The 21,096-nt window shown below is 53.7% G+C and carries 19 protein-coding genes and 1 tRNA gene; 9 read left to right on the top strand and 11 right to left on the bottom strand.

Annotated elements, in window-relative coordinates:
- Positions 1-191 precede the first annotated feature (191 nt).
- The 4 genes from pilM to RHH27_RS11090 all read left to right on the top strand — a co-directional run bounded on the left by pilM (position 192) and on the right by RHH27_RS11090 (position 4,957).
- Complete coding sequence (gene pilM, locus RHH27_RS11105) at positions 192-1,271, top strand: type IV pilus biogenesis protein PilM (RefSeq protein ID WP_225901572.1); 1,080 nt, start codon at positions 192-194, stop codon at positions 1,269-1,271.
- Between the two features lie 11 nt (positions 1,272-1,282).
- Positions 1,283-1,984 (top strand): PilN domain-containing protein, encoded by a 702-nt coding sequence (locus RHH27_RS11100; protein WP_302678300.1) that lies wholly within the window; start codon positions 1,283-1,285, stop codon positions 1,982-1,984.
- Positions 1,981-2,703, top strand: coding sequence for a type 4a pilus biogenesis protein PilO (locus RHH27_RS11095; RefSeq protein ID WP_302678299.1), 723 nt, complete (start codon positions 1,981-1,983; stop codon positions 2,701-2,703). The genes RHH27_RS11100 and RHH27_RS11095 overlap by 4 nt, the downstream gene beginning before the upstream one ends.
- A 94-nt stretch (positions 2,704-2,797) precedes the next feature.
- On the top strand, positions 2,798-4,957 hold the full coding sequence (locus tag RHH27_RS11090) for an AMIN domain-containing protein (RefSeq protein ID WP_302678298.1): 2,160 nt from the start codon (positions 2,798-2,800) through the stop codon (positions 4,955-4,957).
- 53 nt (positions 4,958-5,010) lie between these two features.
- Here the strand turns inward: RHH27_RS11090 and RHH27_RS11085 are convergent, their stop codons facing one another.
- From RHH27_RS11085 to RHH27_RS11070, 4 genes are all read right to left on the bottom strand, one after another.
- Positions 5,011-6,393, bottom strand: a complete 1,383-nt coding sequence (locus RHH27_RS11085) for a ferredoxin:protochlorophyllide reductase (ATP-dependent) subunit N (RefSeq protein WP_302678297.1) — start codon at positions 6,391-6,393, stop codon at positions 5,011-5,013.
- Between the two features lie 33 nt (positions 6,394-6,426).
- A complete protein-coding gene (locus RHH27_RS11080) occupies positions 6,427-6,807 on the bottom strand; it encodes a DUF5331 domain-containing protein (protein WP_206200172.1) in 381 nt (126 codons plus the stop codon).
- A 44-nt stretch (positions 6,808-6,851) separates the two neighbouring features.
- Positions 6,852-7,697 (bottom strand): ferredoxin:protochlorophyllide reductase (ATP-dependent) iron-sulfur ATP-binding protein, encoded by an 846-nt coding sequence (bchL, locus tag RHH27_RS11075; protein WP_149819367.1) that lies wholly within the window; start codon positions 7,695-7,697, stop codon positions 6,852-6,854.
- Positions 7,698-7,763: 66 nt separating this feature from the next.
- On the bottom strand, positions 7,764-8,021 hold the full coding sequence (locus tag RHH27_RS11070) for a hypothetical protein (RefSeq protein WP_302678296.1): 258 nt from the start codon (positions 8,019-8,021) through the stop codon (positions 7,764-7,766).
- A 294-nt stretch (positions 8,022-8,315) separates the two neighbouring features.
- On the opposite strand from RHH27_RS11070, the gene RHH27_RS11065 reads away from it, so the two are divergent.
- Positions 8,316-8,948: a CPP1-like family protein gene (locus tag RHH27_RS11065; RefSeq protein ID WP_149819363.1), complete on the top strand. Its 633-nt coding sequence runs from the start codon at positions 8,316-8,318 to the stop codon at positions 8,946-8,948.
- Here RHH27_RS11065 and dnaN read toward each other — a convergent pair.
- The 5 genes from dnaN to obgE all read right to left on the bottom strand — a co-directional run bounded on the left by dnaN (position 8,945) and on the right by obgE (position 16,633).
- The gene (dnaN, locus tag RHH27_RS11060; RefSeq protein WP_302678295.1) at positions 8,945-10,054 is read right to left on the bottom strand and encodes a DNA polymerase III subunit beta; all 1,110 of its coding nucleotides are present in this window, start codon (positions 10,052-10,054) and stop codon (positions 8,945-8,947) included. The two genes, RHH27_RS11065 and dnaN, sit on opposite strands and share 4 nt — an antisense overlap.
- Before the next feature lie 95 nt (positions 10,055-10,149).
- Positions 10,150-11,718, bottom strand: coding sequence for a murein biosynthesis integral membrane protein MurJ (gene murJ / locus RHH27_RS11055; RefSeq protein ID WP_206200170.1), 1,569 nt, complete (start codon positions 11,716-11,718; stop codon positions 10,150-10,152).
- Between the two features lie 66 nt (positions 11,719-11,784).
- Complete coding sequence (locus RHH27_RS11050) at positions 11,785-13,056, bottom strand: cell wall metabolism sensor histidine kinase WalK (protein ID WP_225901719.1); 1,272 nt, start codon at positions 13,054-13,056, stop codon at positions 11,785-11,787.
- Positions 13,057-13,058: 2 nt separating this feature from the next.
- Positions 13,059-15,584 (bottom strand): CHAT domain-containing protein, encoded by a 2,526-nt coding sequence (locus tag RHH27_RS11045; protein WP_302678294.1) that lies wholly within the window; start codon positions 15,582-15,584, stop codon positions 13,059-13,061.
- Between the two features lie 38 nt (positions 15,585-15,622).
- Positions 15,623-16,633, bottom strand: coding sequence for a GTPase ObgE (gene obgE, locus RHH27_RS11040; protein ID WP_302678293.1), 1,011 nt, complete (start codon positions 16,631-16,633; stop codon positions 15,623-15,625).
- A gap of 191 nt (positions 16,634-16,824) precedes the next feature.
- On the opposite strand from obgE, the gene RHH27_RS11035 reads away from it, so the two are divergent.
- From RHH27_RS11035 to RHH27_RS11020, 4 genes are read left to right on the top strand one after another with little or no spacing between them, the layout of a single operon-like run.
- Positions 16,825-18,192 (top strand): LCP family protein, encoded by a 1,368-nt coding sequence (locus tag RHH27_RS11035; RefSeq protein ID WP_302678292.1) that lies wholly within the window; start codon positions 16,825-16,827, stop codon positions 18,190-18,192.
- Positions 18,189-19,085, top strand: a complete 897-nt coding sequence (locus RHH27_RS11030; RefSeq protein ID WP_302678291.1) for an ROK family protein — start codon at positions 18,189-18,191, stop codon at positions 19,083-19,085. The genes RHH27_RS11035 and RHH27_RS11030 overlap by 4 nt, the downstream gene beginning before the upstream one ends.
- Positions 19,086-19,129: 44 nt before the next feature.
- Positions 19,130-19,459 (top strand): Uma2 family endonuclease, encoded by a 330-nt coding sequence (locus RHH27_RS11025; protein ID WP_302678290.1) that lies wholly within the window; start codon positions 19,130-19,132, stop codon positions 19,457-19,459.
- The gene (locus RHH27_RS11020; RefSeq protein ID WP_302679166.1) at positions 19,360-19,731 is read left to right on the top strand and encodes a Uma2 family endonuclease; all 372 of its coding nucleotides are present in this window, start codon (positions 19,360-19,362) and stop codon (positions 19,729-19,731) included. Before RHH27_RS11025 ends, RHH27_RS11020 begins: the two co-directional genes overlap by 100 nt.
- Here RHH27_RS11020 and RHH27_RS11015 read toward each other — a convergent pair.
- A complete protein-coding gene (locus RHH27_RS11015; RefSeq protein ID WP_302678289.1) occupies positions 19,728-20,891 on the bottom strand; it encodes a pyridoxal phosphate-dependent aminotransferase in 1,164 nt (387 codons plus the stop codon). The two genes, RHH27_RS11020 and RHH27_RS11015, sit on opposite strands and share 4 nt — an antisense overlap.
- Before the next feature lie 96 nt (positions 20,892-20,987).
- Positions 20,988-21,060 (bottom strand) — tRNA-Glu (locus tag RHH27_RS11010).
- Positions 21,061-21,096 lie beyond the last annotated feature (36 nt).

The following is a 21,096-nucleotide window of genomic DNA, read 5'->3' as shown; positions in this document are numbered from 1 at the left end:
AAGTTTTGCATAAAGCCACTTTGCAAACCATACCAATGCATTGGAAAGAGCCGATGCACATTGGTTATGATCGCCTTAGCAACACAGGTGTTTCCATAACCCTGTCAGGTTAGGGTGTGGCCTCGTTCTGAAATTCACTCTTCACACCATCTCGCTAATGCAAACTTGACCGTTCACTGGTGGGTGATATTGTGCTGGGAAATCTATTTGCAAAACCAAAGCAGGGCTTGGGGATTGAACTCACCCCAGAGCGGGTCAATATCGTACAGCTTCAGCGGCAAAAGCAGGGTCTGAAAATGACCGCTATGGCCTCAGTGCCCTTGAGTGAAGGCGCCATTGAAGAAGGCCGCATCATTGACACCACCGCCGTCGCCGATGCCATCCGTCAAGGGATTGAGGATAAGCGCATCAAACAAAAAGAGGTGATCAGTGCCATTCCCATGAATGAAGCCGTGATTCGCCTGATTCGCCTGCCTGCGGAATTACCCGACTATGAATTGCGGGAAGTGGTTCTCATGCAGGAAGCGCCCCTCTACCTGCCCTTTCCCCGTGAAGAGGCCGATGTTGACTATCAAAAACTGGGAACCTCCCTTGATGAAGATGGCATTGAGCGGGTAGAAATTTTGCTCGTGGGCACGCCCCGCGAAGTGACCGATGCCTATATCAATGCCTTTACCCAAGCCGGTTTACAACTCACCGCCCTTGAAGTGACCAATTTTGCCCTCATGCGTACCCTGCGGGATTCACTACAGCAGTTTGTGGGCGAAGCAGCAGCGATTATTGATATAGGCGACGAGGGCACAGAAATTAGCATCGTCAAAGATGGCATTCCCCAGTTCAACCGCAAAGTGCCCATTGGCAAAGAACGGATGCAAGAAGCCATTAGCCGCGCCATGAACTTGCCGCCTTCGATGGGCGTTGACCTGATTGAGAATCTGACCGTTCCCCTAGAGCCGATGGATGTGACCGGAGCACTCAACCCCAGTGGTGCCGCTATTTTGCGAGTGCTCTCCGATCTAGCAGACGAAATCCGCCGCTCCATTGACTTTTACCTCAACCAAGGGGAAAGTCTAGAGGTCTCGCAGTTGCTGCTTGCCGGTCCCGGTGCCAGTATTGGTCAAGTGGATGAGTTTTTTAGTCAGCGGCTCAACTATGCCACCACTTTGGTTGACCCCATTAGTTTGCTGGGACTGCAAACCCCGGAAGAGATTCCCCTCGAAAAACGCCCTGCCCTCGGCACGGTGATTGGTCTTGGTCTGCGTGGCGCTTAGGAGCATCCCCGATGTACTCAATTGAGATTAACCTCCTTAAAGAACGTCCCGAAGTGGGGGGCATGGCTGCTACCACAACCGCAGCGGCAGGAATGAGTAATGTGCCGATTATTATCGGTGGTGTCGCTGCCCTCTTCTTTGTGGGGCTAGCTCTCCTCGGCTCGGTGGGTGCCAACCTCTGGCTGCAACAACTGACGATTAAACAAAAAAGCATTCAGGATCGCCTCGCAGCCATTTCTCCAGACCTGCAACGCATGGATGAAATTAAAAAAGAGCAGGAACAGATTGCCGCAGAAACCAAAGCCCTAGCCACGGTGTTTAATCAGGTCAAACCTTGGTCGGCGGTGATACGCAATATGGCAACTCAAACGCCAGGGGAAGTACAAATTCGACGGATTACCCAAGGCGGACAAACAGGCCAAGAGCTAACGATTGAAGGCACAGCCGTCTCCTTTGATGCAGTCAGTGACTTTCTTTTGCTCTTGCAAAATCGCTCTCCCTTTTTTGATGGCAAGGCCACTCAGTTGGTGAAGGCGGAACGGGCAAATCAACAGGGTGAGGAAGAGACAACCGCAAGGGTTTCCTTCAATATCAAGACGGCGATCGCCAGCGTGCCGGCATCGGAACTCCTTGAAGAACTCGCGGCCAATGGCGTTGAAGGACTGGTGGCGCGCATTCAATTTCTCAAAGAAAAAGGAGTGGTACAGGAATGACCCTAACTGGCGATTTTGGCGGCCCGCCGATTGAGGAACCCGCACCCAATTATCCGACGGTCTTTGGCATTACCCTGACACCCGTCGTCAGTGGTGTCCTTATTGCCTTGGTAGGTTTGGGAGCAGCGGTTTACTTGGGGAGTCTTCTCATTGCCCCCAAACTGGAGGAAGCGGCCAAGTTACAGGAGGAAATTGCCCAGCAGGAAAATGACCTCTCCCAGCGGGAAGTGATCCTGAAGCAACTTAATGATGTGGTAGCGGGGCTAGAGCGTGCCAAGCAGCAAAATCGTGACGTGCGATCGCTCTTTGCGACACAGGAAGCCCTAGACACCCTCCTCCTTGACATTAACCGCCTGATCTTGACCAGCGGTGCCCAACTGACCACATTTGAACCCGATAGTGCAGCTTCAGGAATTGTCCAAGATGGCTCCCTTGGCCCCGAATTAAATGCCAAACTAAAACAACAGGTAACCAACGTTACGATTCAAGGGTCATTTCCCAGCATTTTGCAAATCATGCAAAAAATTGATCAGCAGCAGAACTTCCTCGTGATTAACAACCTAACGATGGAACTGATTGCTGATAAGCCCGGCGAAGTGATTACCACATTTAAGCTCATGGCCTATGTACCCCTAACCCCTGAGGAAATTGCCGCTTTGGCCCCCCCACCCCAAGGAGGTGAGCAGCAAGGACAACCGCAACAACAACAGCAGCAATAGCGCATGGCAAGCTAAAAAGCAGCGTAGAGTGTCTTGGGAGTGAGTTGCATTCTCTTTTCATACATTTGGTGGCATTCGTGAGGAGTCAAGCATCGTGAGTCAGCTTTTACATCGTCTCGGCTTAGGGGTGGCCACAACCGCCCTTGTTGCTGCCAGTCAAACCCCCACTTGGGCCACAGCAACGGAAATCACGGGAGTTCGTCTGGTAACAGCGCCCAACGGCATTCAACTCCTCTTCAACGTGCAGGGGAATCTACGGCCAGCAGTTTTCACCGTCAATCGCGGCAATGCCTCCATCGCAGATATTCCCAATAGCCAACTGCGCCTGCCCCAAGGGGGTGCCTTCCGCCAAGACAACCCCGCCCCCGGTATCTCCTCCGTCGAGGTGGTGCAACTGGACGCCAAAACCATCCGCGTCACCGTGAATGGCATTAGTGCTGCTCCCATTGGTGAAGTCATCCGCGAAGGACGCGATGGCCTGCAAATTAACTTCATTACGGCTCAAAGCCCCGCGGGCCCTCAGGTTGCCCCCAGTGGTCAACCCATGGCCATGCCCCCCGGCCCTAGTGCGGTGCCGCCTTTTCTACCGCGCCCAGTGCCACCGCCTGTTGGCGATATACTGATTAGCCCAGTCAATGCTGACCCCGACGTGATTCAACTGGGCACCAATGAACGGATTCCCCGCCTACTGCTGCGGGAGGCTCCAGTACGGGAAGTGCTTTCTTTGCTGGCTCGTGCCGCCAATATGAACGTTGTCTTTCCGGAAGGCAATGGGGAAGGGGGCGGCGTCACCATCTCCCTCGATATCGAGAATGAATCCGTTCAAGACGTATTCAACTATGTGCTGCGGGTCACTAACCTCAAAGCCAATCGCCAAGGCCGCACTATCTTTGTGGGTCAAGCCTTACCCCCCGATGCCCAAAACCGCATTGTCCGCACCATCCGCCTCAATCAGATGCGCGTCTTTGGGGCGGGTTCAACGACACGGCAAATTAGCTCTCTGGCTCAAACGGGGGGCACCATTGGCTCTGGCGGTACCACAAGTGGGCAAGCTCAGACAACCGCCCAAACCGCTCTCAACCGTACAACCAGTACCCGTGAGGGTGACCTGCAACTAGGGGCAGTGCAGCTTTTGGAAGTTTATGGCGCAAACTTGCCAGATACTGGTCCATCTCAGGCGCCAACCGGCTGTGAGCAGCTGCAAGTACCAGAAGCAGCGAGCGGCGTTGTTGGGCAAATTTGTCGAAGCTCACTCCTGCGGGGGCTAGAGGTGGTGGGTGACCCCCGCACCAACACTATTACATTGATTGGCACCCCCCGCAAGGTAGAAATTGCTACGCAATTGATTCAGCAATTTGACATCCGTAAGCGGCAGGTAATGGTCAATGTCAAGTTTATTGATGTGAACCTGCTACGAGGACGCACAGCCAATGCAGACTTAATTACTAATTTTGGCAGCAGCCTGTGGGGAGCCATTTTAGATCCAAATGGTTTAACGGTGATTCGTGGCACCACGCCTAACGTGGGTGGTTTGACCCCTGCCCCCCTCACTGGCGCACCAGTCAGTACACCCGTGGGGAATCTACTGAGCGACTTTTTTGCGCAGCTTCGACTTTCTATTGAAACTGGCAATGCCACAATTCTAACCAACCCCACCCTTGTCATTCAGGAGGGGAGTGCTGCGCAAGTCAATTTGACCCAAGAAATTTTCTCTGGCATTGAATCCACTGCTAATCAACAAGCCACTGGCGGCGGCGGGGCGATCGCGACTCAACAGATTCGCCCAATCCTGCGACCTGTGGGGGTGATTTTTAATGTCACCGTAGAGCAAATTGACGATAATGGTTTTATAACGCTGCAATTGTCTCCAGAGGTAAGTGCTCCCAGCGGTACCTATGCTGTGATTTTCCCAGGGGCGCCGGGTTCCACAGGGACACTGATCTCGCAACGGCGGATGGAGTCGGGGCGGATTCGCTTGCGGGATGGCCAAACCTTGATGCTGGCGGGCATCATCCAAGATCAAGATCGCTCGTTGGTGACTAAGATTCCAATCCTAGGAGACATTCCCCTGTTGGGGCGGTTGTTCCGCCGCGAGAGCAACCAGCGTCAACGCAATGAACTGGTGGTGATGGTGACGCCGAAGATTGTTGATGATACCCAGAATGCGGGGTTCGGCTATCAGTACTCGCCAACACCGGGGAGTATGCCGCCTAACCTGCAAAACCAGATTCTCCAACCCCCACGGCGACGCTAAGGCCTCTAAGTAGGGATTGCCCCCTCCGAGTCTGTTCAGAGGGGGTTCATTTTTTAGTGGGTCACCATTTTTTGCCAACCTAACCCTGCAAGGGCTTGATTGCGCCGCAGCGGACGGGTAACGAGTTCTAGAATGTCACGGGCATTGCCAAAGCCGTGAATTTGGGCAAAGGTGAATTCCACAGACCACTTGGTGCTGATGCCACGGGCTTCGAGGGGATTGGCATGAGCCATACCCGTAATCACAAGGTCGGGCTGGAGCGCCTTAATCCGCTGAAGTTGATTGTAGTTATCGGGTTTTTCAACAATGGTGGGGAGGGGATGCCCCATTTCGGCACAAGTCTTCGTCAAGAGTTCTAGCTCGGCTGCTTGGTAACGTTTATCCATGTAGGGGATGCCAATTTCTAGTACCCGCATACCACAGCGAATCAAAAACCGCGCTAGGGAGATCTCTAGGAGATTATCCCCCATGAAAAAGACCGATTTGCCTCGCACCAATTCAAGGTAGTCGCTCAGTTTTTCCCAAGTTTCGGCTTCGCGCTCCGCTAGGCCTTGGGGCTGAATCCCAAAAGTGGTACAAATCTGTTCGATCCACGCGCGGCTACCATCAGGGCCAATGGGAAAGGGAGCCGTAATGAGTTGACATTTGCGGCGGCGAATCAAGGTAGTGGCGGTACGACTGAGGAAGGGATTCACACCAGCAACGTAGTAGCCCTCATCAATCACTGGCAATTCGGTATAGCGTTTGGCAGGCAGCCATCCTGACACCTTGATGCCCTGTTTTTTTAATTCCAAGGTGAGTTGGGTCACCACGGGATCGGGCAGAGAGCCAAAGAGAATAAGGGGTGGGTGGTCGTGGTACTGGTGGGATTCAGCTTGGAGATCCTCTTTTTTCTTGCCAAAGTTGAGAAGGCGCTGGATGGGGTTGCGTTCCTCTGGATCGCTCACCGCTGTGGGCGTGGGACAACGGGCGGCCATGGCTGCTAGCACCGTGTCTTCCCCTTGGGTAAAGGCGTAGTCGAGACCATTGGCGCGAGCCACAACAATGGGAATGCCAATTTCGGCTTCGAGCTTGGGCGCCAGTCCCTCCAAGTCCATTTTGATAATTTCCGTGGTGCAGGTACCAATCCAGACAATGACACTGGGGTTGCGATCGCGCTTGATTTGGAGGCAGAGGCGCTTTAGCTCTTCATAATCATTGAGTTGCGCCGAAATATCTCCCTCTTCTAGCTCCGCCATGGCATAGCGGGGTTCGGCAAAAATCATCACCCCCATCGCATTCTGCAAAAAGTAGCCACAGGTCTTGGTGCCAATGACCAAAAAGAAACTGTCTTCAATTTTTTGGTACAGCCAAGCCACACAGCTGATGGGACAAAAGGTGTGGTAATTGCCCGTTTCACACTCAAAGTTGAGGGCATTGGGAGCAGTCGCAGTCATAGGGAGAGCCTCCAAATTTAGAAACGATTGGAACTAGGTTTGATGACTTTGAGCAGCCTCCTCACCGTGTTCTTCAGCCCGATTACTGACAAAGGGCTTAGGGGGTAGTAAGCGAGGTTCGGGGAGCAGTTGAGCAGGGTTATCGCCGTTGGTCAGTTCTTCGTCGGGGTTGAAGTTCAAGCCCAAGGCAGAAATAATGCGATCGGGATCGTTGCTGAGTTCGACAATGACGGGTAGAGCATCCAGTAAGCGCGGTTCCAAAGCCGTCAGCACCCCCAAAATAAAACTTGAGGAGGGGCGCCGTTGACCGCGATAGGTACTCCAAATCGCCAAGCGGACAATCCAATGGCGGTTTTCTTGGTAGTAGGCCAGCCACTTACTGCGTGCGCTTTGCCGTAATTGCTCAGGGTTCATACTCACTCCAGCGAAGGGGATCCGTGGAGTATTCTAGGGGAGTTTTAGACCGCTGCGAGTGACCGTTCTGACCCTTGGGGATTCAAGTAGAAGTCGGAGAGCAGGGCAAAAAGGTCGCGATCGGGGGCATCCTTGGGCACCACCCCCTCAGGCCGCGCCAAAATTTGATCGGCAATGTTCAAGTAGTAGTCACAGACATAGTTGAGACTGGGATCGCTTTCGGCCATCTCAAAGAGGGTTTTGCCCTTGACCCGTGACACGCGAATATCCTCAATCAACGGCAGCACCTCAAGGATGGGCATGGGCACGGCTTCCACATATTTTTCAATGAGATCCCGCTTACTGGTGCGATTACCAATGAGACCCGCGAGGCGCAGGGGGTGCGTGCGCGCTTTTTCACGGACGGAGGCGGCAATGCGATTCGCCGCAAAGAGGGCATCAAAACCATTATCGGTGACAATCAGGCAATAATCGGCATAGTTAAGGGGGGCCGCAAAGCCACCACAGACCACATCCCCCAGAACGTCAAAGAGAATGACATCGTATTCATCGAAGGCATTGAGTTCCTTGAGGAGCTTGACCGTTTCACCGACGACATAGCCACCACAACCTGCCCCAGCCGGGGGGCCACCCGCTTCGACGCAATCCACACCGCCATAGCCTTTGTAGATCACATCCTCTGGCCAGACATCCTCGTAGTGGTAGTCCTTGGCTTGGAGCGTGTCAATGATGGTGGGAATCAGAAAGCCTGTCAGGGTAAATGTGCTGTCGTGTTTGGGGTCACAGCCAATTTGCAGGACTTTCTTGCCCCGCCGCGCCAGCGCCACTGAGATGTTGCAACTGGTGGTGGATTTGCCAATTCCGCCTTTACCGTACACTGCGAGTTTCACGTTGACCTTGCCTCCTAAGTAATGGAGCGACACGATGACCTAACTGCTATTCTCGGCCAGCGATCGCTAGAAGCGGCAGTGGTTAGAAAAATAATCTTTTTGTAATAAAATTTCAGCTGATTTGAGGATGAGCAAACGCTTTTTCAAGTTTTGGAAGTCTCTCAGGAAACTGGCGGTTCTTTGAGAAGTTATCTTTAATTTTTTTGCTGTTAGTTTTTTAGTTAAATTAAACAAAAATACAAAAACTCCCCCCGCCAAGTCATTCCCTGACCGATTGCACCCAAGGCTAAAATTGACCTGCCCAGCGATCGCGCCAAAAAACATTTGAAAAAAGAAACGTTTCTCCTAGGGGGCGATCGCCCGCATCGTTGTAAAGAATTATTAAAAATCTCGAAAGTAAATGATTTGTTACAATTTAGGCGGTTGTATCCCTTTGAGCGCTACTTTCTCTCGTTTTCCCTAGGAAGTGGTTAGAATTTGAGGGAAGGCGATTGTGCTACAGCGTTTTTCTCTGCCATCTCTCTGAACGAGCAAAATTAGCTCCTTGGAAAGGTGCGGCATCGTTAAGCTGTAGGGTAGCCTTCAGTCCGCTGTTGATACCGCCCGTAAGAATGGCCAATGAACAAAGATCAATTTGCCATGAGTGACAACCCCTACGAAAAGCTGCAAGTGCCGGAAGACGCTTCTTTCGAGCAAATCAAGGAAGCACGGGATGCGCTATTAGCGGCTCATCCGGGGGATGAACGGCAGCGTACCGAAATTGAAGCAGCCTACGATGCCATTTTGATGGATCGGCTGCGGCAACGCCAAGAGGGCAAAATCAAAGTGCCTGAGCGCATTCGCTATGCTGAGCAACTCAATGAACCGGCGCCAGCTAAGCCCAATCGCATTGCGAATCATCCCGCCCTTCAGTGGTGGCAGCAACAGTTAGACACCCCCAACCTGCGGGGCATTGCCATTACCTCAACGGTCTATGCCGTTCTGATGGCGATCGGGCTGTCTCAGGCCAATCCCGATACCTTGGCATTGGTGCTGTCACTGGGGGTTGGCTTTAACCTCGTGTGGCTGCAACGCAAGGAACAACGCCTTGGCCGTGCCTTTTTGATCACCCTCCTTGCCTTGATATTGGGCGCAGTGATCGCCGTGGGCATTTACCAGCTTGGTCTGCCGGGGGTCTTCCTCAATGTGGATCAACTGGTGGGCATTGGCGTTTTCGTCACCTTTTGGCTCACCAGCAATTTCCTGCGCTAACTGCGAATTTGAATCGGCATCACCAAGTATTTCATCTGGGCTTCCCCAAGGGGGAGGAGGATCGCAGGCTGAGTTTCGCCGTTGAGTTGCAGTTGCACCTCTGAACTATTCATCACCTTCAGTCCTTCGAGAAGATATTTGACATTGAAGGCCACCTCCATCGACTCCCCAGAAATCTGAGCCGGTACATTCTCTTCGCCACTGCCCAATTGCGGCGCCTCAGCCGAGAGTTTGAGTTCTTGAGCCTCGGCATCAATGTTGATTTTGACGACGTTATTCTTTTGAGCCGCAAGAATTGCCACCCGTTCTAGGGCATCTGCTAGGGTCGATCGCTCCACCGTGACTTGGCGCGCAAAGGTTTTGGGAATGAGTTGGCGGTAATTGGGATACTGCCCCTCCAACAGACGGCTGGTAATGCGAGCATCGTTGCCAATATCAAACACCACTTGAGTCGGGTCACAGCGCAGCGCTACATCCCCGTCTTGTTTTGCCATCAGCCGCTCTAGATCCTTGAGGGATTTTGCCGGAATTGTAATCGGCGAGAGGGCTTCCGGCACAGGCTGTTCAGTCAGCGTAACGGCGAGGCGATGACCATCGGTTGCTGCAAACTCAAGGCGATCGATCTCAAACGTCACATGCAACCCGGTGAGAATTTGCTTGGTTTCATCGGTGCTCGCCGCAAACAAACTCCCCTGAAGTCCCCGCCGCAATGCCTCTGCAGTCAAGGTTACAGGTGTCACATCCTCTAACGTGGGCAGAGCAGGAAATTCCTCGGCACTCATCCCCTGAATCTCAAAGAAACCGCTGCCATAGTCGAGGATCACCCGCGTATCTTCCGCCGTAATCTCAATATCGCGATTGGGCATTCGCGCCACCATCTCACTAAAGAGCTTGGCAGAAACAGTAATTGCCCCCGGCACCTTCACCTCTGCATCCAGCCAGATTTGCATCCCCAAACTGAGATCAAAGACGGAGAGTCCGAGGCGGCCACCTTCAGCTTGCAGGAGAATATTCGCCAAAATCGGGTGCGACGGATTGCTCGGCGCAACGCGACTCAGGGGGGCGAGCTTACTACTGAGAACTGATTGTGAACAAACAACTTTCATGGTGTACTCCACGGCAGAGGCAGATGGGATAAGAGGCAACGGAGAGGGGAAAAACGCGGCTCGTTATTGGCCGATCTACTAGCATACTATGCAATCTATGACTGGTATCGCTTGGGCAAAAACCGCCGTACTTTGCTCAGGAAAAACTCTAGCTCCGGTAGATTTAGGGGCGAGATAGCCGCTGCAAAAACAATCAGGCTGACACTGCCAGCGATCGCCAACTGCAACAGTTGCACCCCCAAGCCTTCCCGCCCCCAGAGCAATTCCAGTCCTTTGAGGGCACCCCAACCTGCCCCACCACTGAGCACACTGGCTAGGGCAATTCCCACCAAGGGCACAATTAGCTCCCCCCAAGGTAGCCCCCCCAAACGACGGTGCAAAATCCAAGTCAGGGCAATAAACGATACGGTATTCACTCCAACCGTGGCCATTGCCAACCCAACAGCGCCAAAGGCTTGGGTAAAGAAAAAGCAAAACAGGGCATTAAATCCCAATCCCCAGAGGGTGATGTAGAGGGGTGTGCGGCCATCCTCTAGGGCATAAAAGACCCGCACAATAACATCGCGGGCAAGGTAGAAAAACATACCAATGGCATAAACCAATAGTAGCGCCGCCACCAGTTGGGAGGCCTGAAAATCAAAGGCACGCCGCTCATAGACCACCCGCACTGCCGGCAATGCCAAAGCTGCCATCATGCCACCGAGGGGCATCATACTCAAGGCAGTGAGTACCAAACTCTGGCGAATGCGTTCCTTGAGATCCGGCCAATGTTCTGGTTGTGCCAACTTTGAAAAAATGGGCATATAGGGCACAAGGATCACATTGGAGAGAATCCCTAAGGGCGTTAGAAAGAGCAGTTGGGAGTAACTCAAGGCCGACGCAGCCCCCACAGGCAACTGGGAGGCAAAGAAGAGACTGATATAGACGCTGATCAAGAGCATTCCCGAGGATAGGGTAGCAGGCCCCATGAGTTGAATTAACTCCCGCACCTCAGGACGATTGAGATCAAAACGTAATCGCAATGTACCCATGCCGGCTTGCCATTGGGCAGGAATTTGTACAAGCCATTGCAGCACCCCTCCCGCTAGGGTTCCCCAAGCGAGCACTGCTGGGCCAAATTGATCGGCAAAGAACCAAATGCCAATAATCACTGCCAAACTAGACAGCAAGGGACTCATCGAGGGCAACCAGTACTGATCGGCAGCATTGAGGGTACCAAAGCCAATGCCAATCAAACCCGAGAGCACGGCCAAGGGTGCCATAATCCGAAACTGCTCTGCGGCTAAGGCTTGAATCTCTGGACTGGCACCGGGGGCAATGAGTTGAATTAAGGGGTCAGCCAGCACCATCAAAATGGCGGTCAGCACCAGTAATAGGGCACCCACAACGGTGGTAATGGTTTCCACGAGGGGCGCGGCTTTTTCGGGCGGTTGCTTGAGAACCACACTGATGATCGAACTGTGGAACGGGCCATTGATCCCCCCCAAGAGCACAAAGAGAAACCCCGGAATCACATAGGCATAACTGTAGGCATCCACTGCGGCGCCAACACCAAATTCGGCGGCGATCGCCTGCTGGCGAACCAGTCCCGCGACTTTACTCAACAGCGTTGCAACGGCAACAATGGTGGCAACATGGGCAAGCGAACGCGATTTCTTTTCCACAGTGGTGGCAATCCTAATAAAACTGGCGGATTTGGGGATAACTCTGGCGATGATCGTACCAGTGATCTAGATCTCTTTTATTTCCGCTGGCAGCAGAATCGTAAAGCAGGTGCCTTGACCGACTTCGCTAGTCACCTGAATCTGACCGCGGTGGGCTTTGACAATGGATTGGGCGATCGCCAGCCCTAAACCCGTCCCTTCGGACTTTGTGCCCTGAAGGCGATAAAAGCGATCAAACAGGCGGGGCAGTTCACTGGCGGGAATCCCCGGTCCATTATCGGCAATCACCAAGCGGTAGAATTTGCCCTGCTGATCCAACCTCACTTGAATCTGACCCCCCGCAGGGGTATATTGCACGGCATTACTGAGGATATTTGTTAACAAGCGACTCAGGTGATCGGGGTTGCCCCACAGACGATAGGCCTCTGTCTCTGAGGTCTGGGGATCCGCAAGCTCCAACGCCAGTTGGAGGTGTTTTTGCTCAATCAAGGGCGTTTGCTCCTCAATCACCCCCAAAAGCAGGGCATCAAGGTGACAGGGCTGGGCCTGCAGGGGAATCATGCCGCTATCTTGACGAGTTAGAAAGAGCAAATCATCCACTAAGCGACTGAGGCGGCGACTAAGGCGTTCAATGACTAGGAGTTGTTGGCGTTGGGTTTCCGGATCCGCAGTGGCTAAGGCAACCTGGACATTGGTTTGAATGAGGGCCACGGGGTTGCGCAATTCATGGGAAGCATCAGCGGTAAATTGCTTCAAATAAGCATAGGACTGCTGCAGGGGGGCGATCGCCAGCCGTGACAAAAACCAGCCACTAATACTCACCAGTGTCAGCGTGATGGTCATACCAACCAAGAGATCCCAGAGTAGGGCTTGACTCGGTTGGGTCACCTCGAACCAAGGATGGCTGACCCGCAAATAGCCCAGTAGGCGATCGCCCACCACTAAGGCCACCGTCATCTGCCGTAGCCAGCGATCCTCCCCCACCTGCACCGTTTCTGCTGTCCGATTCAGATGCAAGGGCAGATCAAGGGGTTCTGAAAACGTGCTCCAAGCCAACTGCTGATCCGGAGTAAACCCCTCTAGGTCAATGTGATCCTCCTCCAGTGCCGCAAGGGGACTACTGCCTAAACTGGTTTGCCAATCAATGGCTTCCGCCGTGGCCGTGTCAATAATCAGGGAACGACTCACCACCTCAACAACGTGGCTGAGGGTGTCATCAATGCGCTCGATCAGGGTTCCCCGCACATAGAAAAAGAACCCCGTGGCAAAGATGAGGAGCAGGAGTGCCGTTACCCCCACATACCACAGTGCAAGACGGTATTGAATGGCACGAACCATCGTCATCGGGGCAATGCTAAGGGAGACCAATCACCACTGGAAACAAACGCCGCCCAATAGTAGGGGGATTCATCCTTGAGTCGCTGAAGCTGGACTTGCCGCAGGGCTTCTGTGCGCCCCATGCCTCGGTGCAGATTTTGGTAAAAGGCCACCATCATATCGCGGGTTACTTGATCATCCACTTTCCATAGGGTACTCACCTGCGATCGCGCCCCGGCTATGGTAAAGGCACGGCGCAGACCATAGACCCCTTCACCGTTGACCACCTCCCCCCGTCCCGTATCACAGGCCGATAACACCACTAATTCTGTGCCGCTGAGGTTCATGCCGGTCACTTCCAAAGCAGTAAGGACACCATCATCCACATCTGAACCACTCTGGCGTTGGTTAAATCCCGCTAAGGCCAACCCGGATCGCAAGAGGGGGTTGTCAAGGATGCCCTTGTTTTCTGAATTAGCTAAAAAAAAGCCGTGAGTGGCCAAGTGGAGAACTTTAGGGGAATTTGCTGCCTTAACCGCTGCTTCTGTGGCTGCTGCTTGGAGTAATACCTGAGCTTGGGGAAGGAGCACCCTCAGTGCTTGCGCTTCCTCAGTCGTCCCCGGTAGGGGAGCAAAAGTCAAACTCCGCAAATCAAGAGAGCGCACCGTTGCTGAAGGGGCATTGCCGAAGGAGCGATCGAAACTAGGGTCAGCAATAATCAAAGGAGTATGAACAGTTACAGATTGGGATTGAAGGCGCAAGAGTTCGCGCCCAGAGGTCAGCAATGTGATCATGTAAGACTCCACTAAATAGCGCCCTTGGGCATCCACAAGTGCCTGAAAGGGAATAGTATTCAACTCCCCATCCGGGGCAATGAGCAAATGAGTCACATTGCCAATCCACGGACGAATCGGCGTCATCACCCGCTCGGCAAGAACTTGAGCTGCCCGTTGAACTTCACCCTTGGGTAAGCGAGGGTCAGCCAAACGTAAGCGAGTCTGGCGTACTTGGGTATCAATTTCAGCAGCGGTGCCAAGATCTCTCCCTAGGGGCTGACCCGTGGCACGCAATACATAGACGCCATAGCGCGGCTCACCAAACCTCTGTTTGCCCAAGTCGTAGGGGCGATAGCGAATAAACTCAATCAAAGCAGCATTAGCCGGAATCGCTCGTTGAACCGCAGCGATGGTTACGGGTTGAGTGAGTTCGCGAAAGCTAGCACTGCGCAGACTCAGTTCGGCTTCCAGTTGATTGGCCTGGGCTTGAAGCTGCTGCACTTGGGAGAAAGCTGCTGGCTTTGCTGAAGCAAAAACGAGTTTAGCGATGGTTGTGCGCAATGTGGTGAGTTGCTGGAGCTTCGCTTGATCTGGCGCCGCTAGTTGCCGTCGCAGTCGTGCTTGGTTCTGGCTGAGAAAATCCAGTAATCGCCCTTTGCGGCGCAAGAGTGTTGTCAGAGCCAAGGCGGTGGCCTCAGGATCTTGGGGCAGGTTCTGCAGGTGCAGCGTGAGAATGGCATTCGTCGTGTCTTGAAAGGTAGCCAGATACCTACGCTTGTAATCCTCAGCACCAACGACCAGATTTTGAGTGAGGTTCTTTTCTTCGATTTCTTGAACATTGTTCAGTAGGGCAAGGGCTTGCCTCAAATCTCCCTGTTGCCAATAGACCGCAGCAAGGTTTCCTAGCGCAGCAGCGGTATGGGGATGGCTTTCCCCAAGGCGGGATTGGGCGATCGCCAGCGCCCGTTGATAGAGGGAAAGCGCTGCCCCATGGTTGCCCTGATCGAAGTAGAGGGTTGCCAAATTATTCAAGCTGTTAGCGATGTCAGGATGGCCTGCACTCAAGGTTTGTTCACGAATTTGCAGGGCACGTTGGTACAGCGGCAAGGCAGCAGCGTATTTTTTTTGGGCGCGATAGAGGTCGGCTAGGTTATTGAGAACAGTTGCCACATAGGCATTCTTTTTGCCTAAGGTGCGCTCAAAAATTGTTAAGGCTTGCTGATAGTGCCGATGGGCTTGGGCATAGTTTTTTTGCTGGGTGTAGACGACACCCATATTATTCAGCGTCACCGCCACTTCGGGATGATTTGACCCTAGGTTTTGGGTGGCGATCGCCAATGCCCGCTGAAACACTGGCAACGCAGCATCATAGTTCCCTTGGGCACGGTAGAGATTGGCCAAATTATTCAATGTTACGCCTACTTCTAGTTGTTCGGAACCTCCAGTACGTTCATAGATGGCCAATGCCCGCTGATAGAGGGGGAGTGCTGCTGCATAATTTCCCTGCTCAACATGGAGCTTTGCCAATTCGTTGAGACTGGCTGCCAAAAGGGGATGGTTGCTGTCCAGTGTATTTTCCACTAAGGTCACAAAGCGCTCTGCTAGGGGAATAGCAGCCTGCATATTACCTTGTTCCCGCAGTTGATCAATTTGATTGGCGAGTTCCTGAAATTGCTGGGGGGATGGCTGGGCTAGAGTTGGCGAACACAGACCAAGAATCAGACTACTTCCAAGGGCGATCGCGCCCCGGACAAGGCATCTTCTGGTGTTCATTTTTTTCCTCGGTGGTTCCTCAACAGCACCCGTCACAATCAAGAATACTGATGGGAAACGCTCACCCCCAGTTCCTGCCAAATGGCATCTAAGAGAGGCTCTAACCCCCGACGCGCCACCGCAGAGATGGCAAAAACCCGTTGACCGGCATAGGCAGTAAGGGTGTCTTGAACTGCAGCAATTTGGGAAGGTTCTAGGGCATCAATTTTGTTGAGGGCAATAATTTGCGGGCGATCGGCCAAGCCGTGACCATAAGCCACTAGCTCATCGCGAATGGTTTGGTAAGCAGCCACCACATCCTCAGCCGTGGCATCAATCAAGTGCAGCAGCAGACGGGTACGCTCAATATGGCGGAGAAACTCATGCCCCAACCCCAACCCCGCATGGGCACCGGCAATGAGACCGGGAATATCAGCAAACACGGTTCCATCACCATTGGGTTGGCGCACCACACCTAAATTGGGCACCAAGGTTGTAAAGGGATAATCGGCAATTTTCGGTCGCGCTGCCGACAACACCGAAATTAGGGTGGATTTACCGGCATTGGGCAGGCCAATAATGCCCACTTCCGCCAGTAGTTTGAGTTCTAGCCGGAGATGCCGTTCTTCCCCCTCTAGCCCCGGTAGGGCATAGTCTGGTGCCCGTTGATGATTACTCAGGAAGTGCTTATTCCCTAAACCCCCTTTGCCCCCCTTAGCCACCAGCAGCGTTTGACCGGGGGTGGTGAGGTCTCCCAGCAATTCCTCGGTTTCGGCATCCCAAACCATGGTGCCACAGGGCACTTCAATCACTAAATCTGCACCACAGGCACCCGTACGGTTATGCGGCCCGCCCCGTTGGCCATTGTCCGCTTTGAAGACATGGGCATAGCGAAAGTCCAGCAGCGTTTGTAAATGGGGTACCGCTTTGAGAATGACTGACCCACCATTGCCACCATTCCCCCCTGAGGGGCCTCCCGCAGGCACGTATTTTTCACGGCGAAAGGCAATAATGCCGTCGCCCCCCTTTCCAGCTTTGACATGAATTTCGGCAAGGTCAATAAATTGCATTTTGGCCGCAATCGGTTGCGTATAGGTTGGGTATCTGAGTATTGTATCCTGCCACCTTGTTGACAGTTCTTTTTACAGGGATGACACCGGCTCCAAAGGGTGAAACTCCGTATCGAAGACGCTTCATGTACGTCATAGGAGAAAAGGGCTATATGGTAGGCTTAAGGGAATTTTAGTGTGCCGAGGCAATAGTGTTTATTCGATGGCAACACCGACGACGACCCGCTCCGCCTGAAGAAGGGGTTTTATTTTGGCGACTGGTGTTGTGGCTAGGGGTTGCCTTAATCTCCGGCAGCTTGGGGGCACTCTGGGGGCTATTGAGTCAGAGTACACCGCTTATGCAGCGATCGCTCAGCAGTCGGGAGTGGCAGGTGTTTCAACGGGGCGATCGCTGGACAGGGGCAAGGCTCCATCAACCCTTGAATTTACTGCTCATTGGCTCCAAGGTTTTAACCTCCGACTTAGATGAACCGCCTGACCCCAACCTTACCTACCATGCCCTAGTGAATTCCGTTGAAGGGCTATCGGACTCACTGCTACTCGTGCGTTTTGACCCAGTGCAGCAACGGTTAGTGGTGTTGTCAATTCCCCGCGATACGCTGACCTTTATCCCCGGCCGAGGCGACGCCAAAATTAACGAAGCCAATGCCCTCGGTGGACCCGCACTGGCGGCGGAAACCGTGAGTGATTTGCTGGGGGATGTGCCCATCGATCGCTATTTGCGCATTAACGTTCAAGGCATTGAGAAACTCATTGATGCCCTTGGGGGGGTGACAGTGGATGTACCCACAGCCATGCGCTATCGGGATGACAGTCAGCGCCTCTACATTGATTTGCAGCCCGGACGACAACACCTGAATGGCAACCAAGCCCTACAATTTCTGCGCTTTCGCTACGATGCCCTTGGCGATATTGGCCGCGTGCAGCGACAACAGATGTTTTTGCGGACACTAATGGAGCAAACGGCTCGCCCCGAAACCCTTGCCCGTACCCCCCAGCTTCTCAGTATTATTCGCGAAAACTTGGATACCAATTTAACGGTTGAGGAACTGATGAGCTTGGGGCAATTCCTCACTAGCTTGCCGCGATCGCGGGTGGAGTTTCTGATGTTGCCGGGGAACTTTAATGGCAGCACCGATGAAGTGGAAGTGAGCTATTGGTTGCCCGATTACCAACGGATTGCTTGGCTGACGGATCACTATTTCCGCGATACTCCCACGGCTGATCCGCGCGAGACGGGTTTGACCCCCCCTGCCCAGGTGCGCATTGCGATTCAAAATACCACCCTGCCAGAATCATTGGTCATGCGTCTGAGTCAGCAACTGCAAACCGCCGGTTACCCTGATCCTTTGCTGGCAGAGCCATTGCCCCAACCGCTCCCGATGACACGGATCATTGCTCAGCAGGGGGATTTGGCGGCAGCGCGGCGGGTGCAGCTATTGCTGGGATTTGGTGAAGTGCGGGTGGAGAGTACAGGTGTGTTAGCATCGGATGTGACGATTCAACTGGGCGACGATGCCCGCGATCGCCTGCAATTGAGACCCACAAAATCTCTGTGAGTGAACCCTACGTGATTGGTGTTGATCTTGGTGGCACTGCCATCAAAATGGGGCGCTTTAGTCCCAAGGGAGATTGCCTCAATGCCCTGACGTTGCCGACCCCTCAGCCCCCCTTTCCAGAACGGGTGATTAAAGCCATTGTGCAGGGGATTAAAGAACTGGATGGGGAGGATCGGGCGCTGGCGATCGGGATGGGGATACCGGGGCCTGTGGATGCCACTGGTCGTATTGCCCGCCGTGCGATTAACCTTGACTGGTACGAAGTGCCCATTAGCGACAGCCTCGAACAGTTGACGGGCAAGCCCACCGTGATTGGTAACGATGCCAACTGTGCCGGCCTCGGAGAAGCATGGCTAGGGGCAGGGAGTCAGTTTAAGGATCTAATTTTGCTGACCTTGGGGACGGGGGTCGGCGGTGCGATCATCCTCAATGGCGATCTCTTTGTCGGTCGGGATGGCGCCGCTGGCGAGTTGGGGCTGATTACCCTCGACTACACAGGGCCTCCCTGCAACAGTGGCAATCGCGGTTCCCTTGAGCAACATGTTTCTGCCCAAGCCCTGCGGCGGCGCTGGGGCTGTGAACCCCATGAGATGGCAGAGCGAGCCAACAATGGTGACCCTGAAGCGATCGCCCTCTGGCAAAGCTATGGCCGTGAATTAGCCGCTGGCATTGCGAGCCTTGTGTATGTCCTCACCCCCGAAGCGGTGATTATTGGTGGGGGGATTAGTGCCGCCAGTGACCTCTTTTTTCCCTCGATGATTGCTGAATTGGAAGAGCGGGTGCTGCCCACCTCCCGCAATAACCTCCACTGTTTGCGAGCCACCCTTGGCAATCACGCGGGCATCGTCGGTGCAGCCAAACTAGCGTGGAAATACGTCAAAGACCATCTCTAAGTCGCCTTCGCTAGGATCAAGTTATTCGGCTTGAACCAACTGTTATGACTTCTACGACAGCCGTGGACAGCTCGCCGCTGCTGCTCAATGTCCGCAATGCAACGGTGCAGGTGACCCCAGAGCAGTTTGATCAGCTCTGCCGCGATAATCCTGATCTGCGCCTAGAATTGACCCAGGCTGGAGAATTGATTGTCATGCCGCCAACGGGGGAGCAAACAGGTGCCCAAAATTTTGAGCTGATTGTGGAGTGGGGCTTTGGAACCGGCAAACGCAACTGGGGCGTGCCTTTGATTCCTCAACGGGCTATGACTTTACAGCTTTGGGGGGCGGCAAACTCTCCCCAAATGTCTCTTGGATTGCTAGCCTCCGCCTAGAGGGCGTTGATCTGACGGGCTTTATCCCCATCGTGCCGGATTTCGTTGCTGAGTTGCGATCGCCCTCGGATGCGATTGACCGCTTACGCGCCAAAATGCAGGAGTATCGGCGACTGGGGGTGCGCTTGGGGCTGCTGATCAATTCCCAAGACCGTCAAGTGGCACTCTATCGTCCCCAAGCGGAAGTGGTGGTTTTGGACTCCCCTGAGGTGGTTGATTGTAGTGAGGTGATGCCGGGGTTTCTCCTACCGATGGCGCAGTTGTGGATTTAGAGCCGCTCGACAAATTTTGCCAGTCGCGTCAGGCCTTTTTCAATGGTGGCCAAATCTGTGGCGTAGGAGAGGCGAATGTGATCATCCATGCCAAAGGCTTTACCGGGAATCGTGGCCACTCTTTCTTCCTCCAGCAGACGATCGCAAAACTCTACGGAACTTAAACCCGTTTCGCTAATATCCACAAAGAGATAAAAGGCGCCTTGGGGTTTGAGACAGCGCAGGCGAGGAATTTCAGAAATGCGTTCATAGATACAGGCACGGCGATCGCGGAAGGCGGCCACCATTTCGGCCACACAGGCTTGACTTCCCTCTAGAGCCGCAAGGGCACCGTATTGGGCAAAGGTACAGACATTTGAGGTGCTGTGGCTCTGAATTTTCGTGGCGACTTTAATGACATCGGTTGCCCCTGCCAGATAGCCCACACGCCAACCGGTCATCGCATAGGCCTTGGCAAAGCCACTACAGACAATGGTTCGCTCAAAGGCCGCCTCACTGACAGCACCGATGCTCAGGTGTTCAGCCCCATCGTAGAGAATCTTCTCGTAAATCTCATCGGAGATCACCCACAGTTGATGCCGCACAATGACTGCCGCTAGTTCGCGAATTTCCTCGGGGGTATAGACCATGCCCGTGGGGTTGCTGGGGGAGTTGAGGACAAAGAGCCGTGTTTTGGGGGTAATGGCATCCTCTAGCTGGGCAGGGGTAATCCGATAGCCGGTTTCCGCAGTGGTTGTCACAATCACCGGCGTGCCACTGGCCAAGTGCACCATTTCTGGATAGCTCACCCAGTAGGGGGCAGGAATAATCACCTCATCGCCGGGATTGATTAGGGCTAGCATCAGGTTAAAGAGGGCTTGCTTGCCGCCATTGGTCACTAGGATATTTTCGGCGCGATAGGGCAGGTGGTTGTCGTTGTTGAGCTTGGTGGCGATCGCCTGCCGCAAGGCCGGTTCCCCTGCCGCCGAACCATAGCGGGTTTTGCCTTGATCGAGCGCTGCTTTTGCCGCCTCACGAATGTGGGCAGGGGTGTCAAAGTCGGGTTCGCCCGCACTAAAGCTACAGATATCCTCTCCCGCTGCGCGCATTGCCTTGGCTTTGGCATCAATCGCCAGCGTTACCGACGGCGTGACCCGCATCACCCGCGTTGCCCAGTCCATCCTTTGTCTCCTGCACTACTTTCCGTATTGTGGCACTTTGGCAGGGGAGCGGCGAATCAAATATCGACCGTTCACATTGAGGTTGCCAATAGAGGATACCCCCAGGGGAATTCGAATCCCCGTCGCCTCCGTGAAAGGGAGGTGTCCTAGGCCTCTAGACGATGGGGGCAAGACTCAGCATTAGTTAATGTAGCGAATGCCCTGA

The sequence above is a fragment of the Thermosynechococcus sp. PP555 genome, from assembly GCF_031583225.1.
Classification (GTDB): domain Bacteria; phylum Cyanobacteriota; class Cyanobacteriia; order Thermosynechococcales; family Thermosynechococcaceae; genus Thermosynechococcus.
The sequence above is the reverse complement of the archived record's forward strand: the minus strand, read 5'-3'. Positions and strand labels throughout refer to the sequence as shown.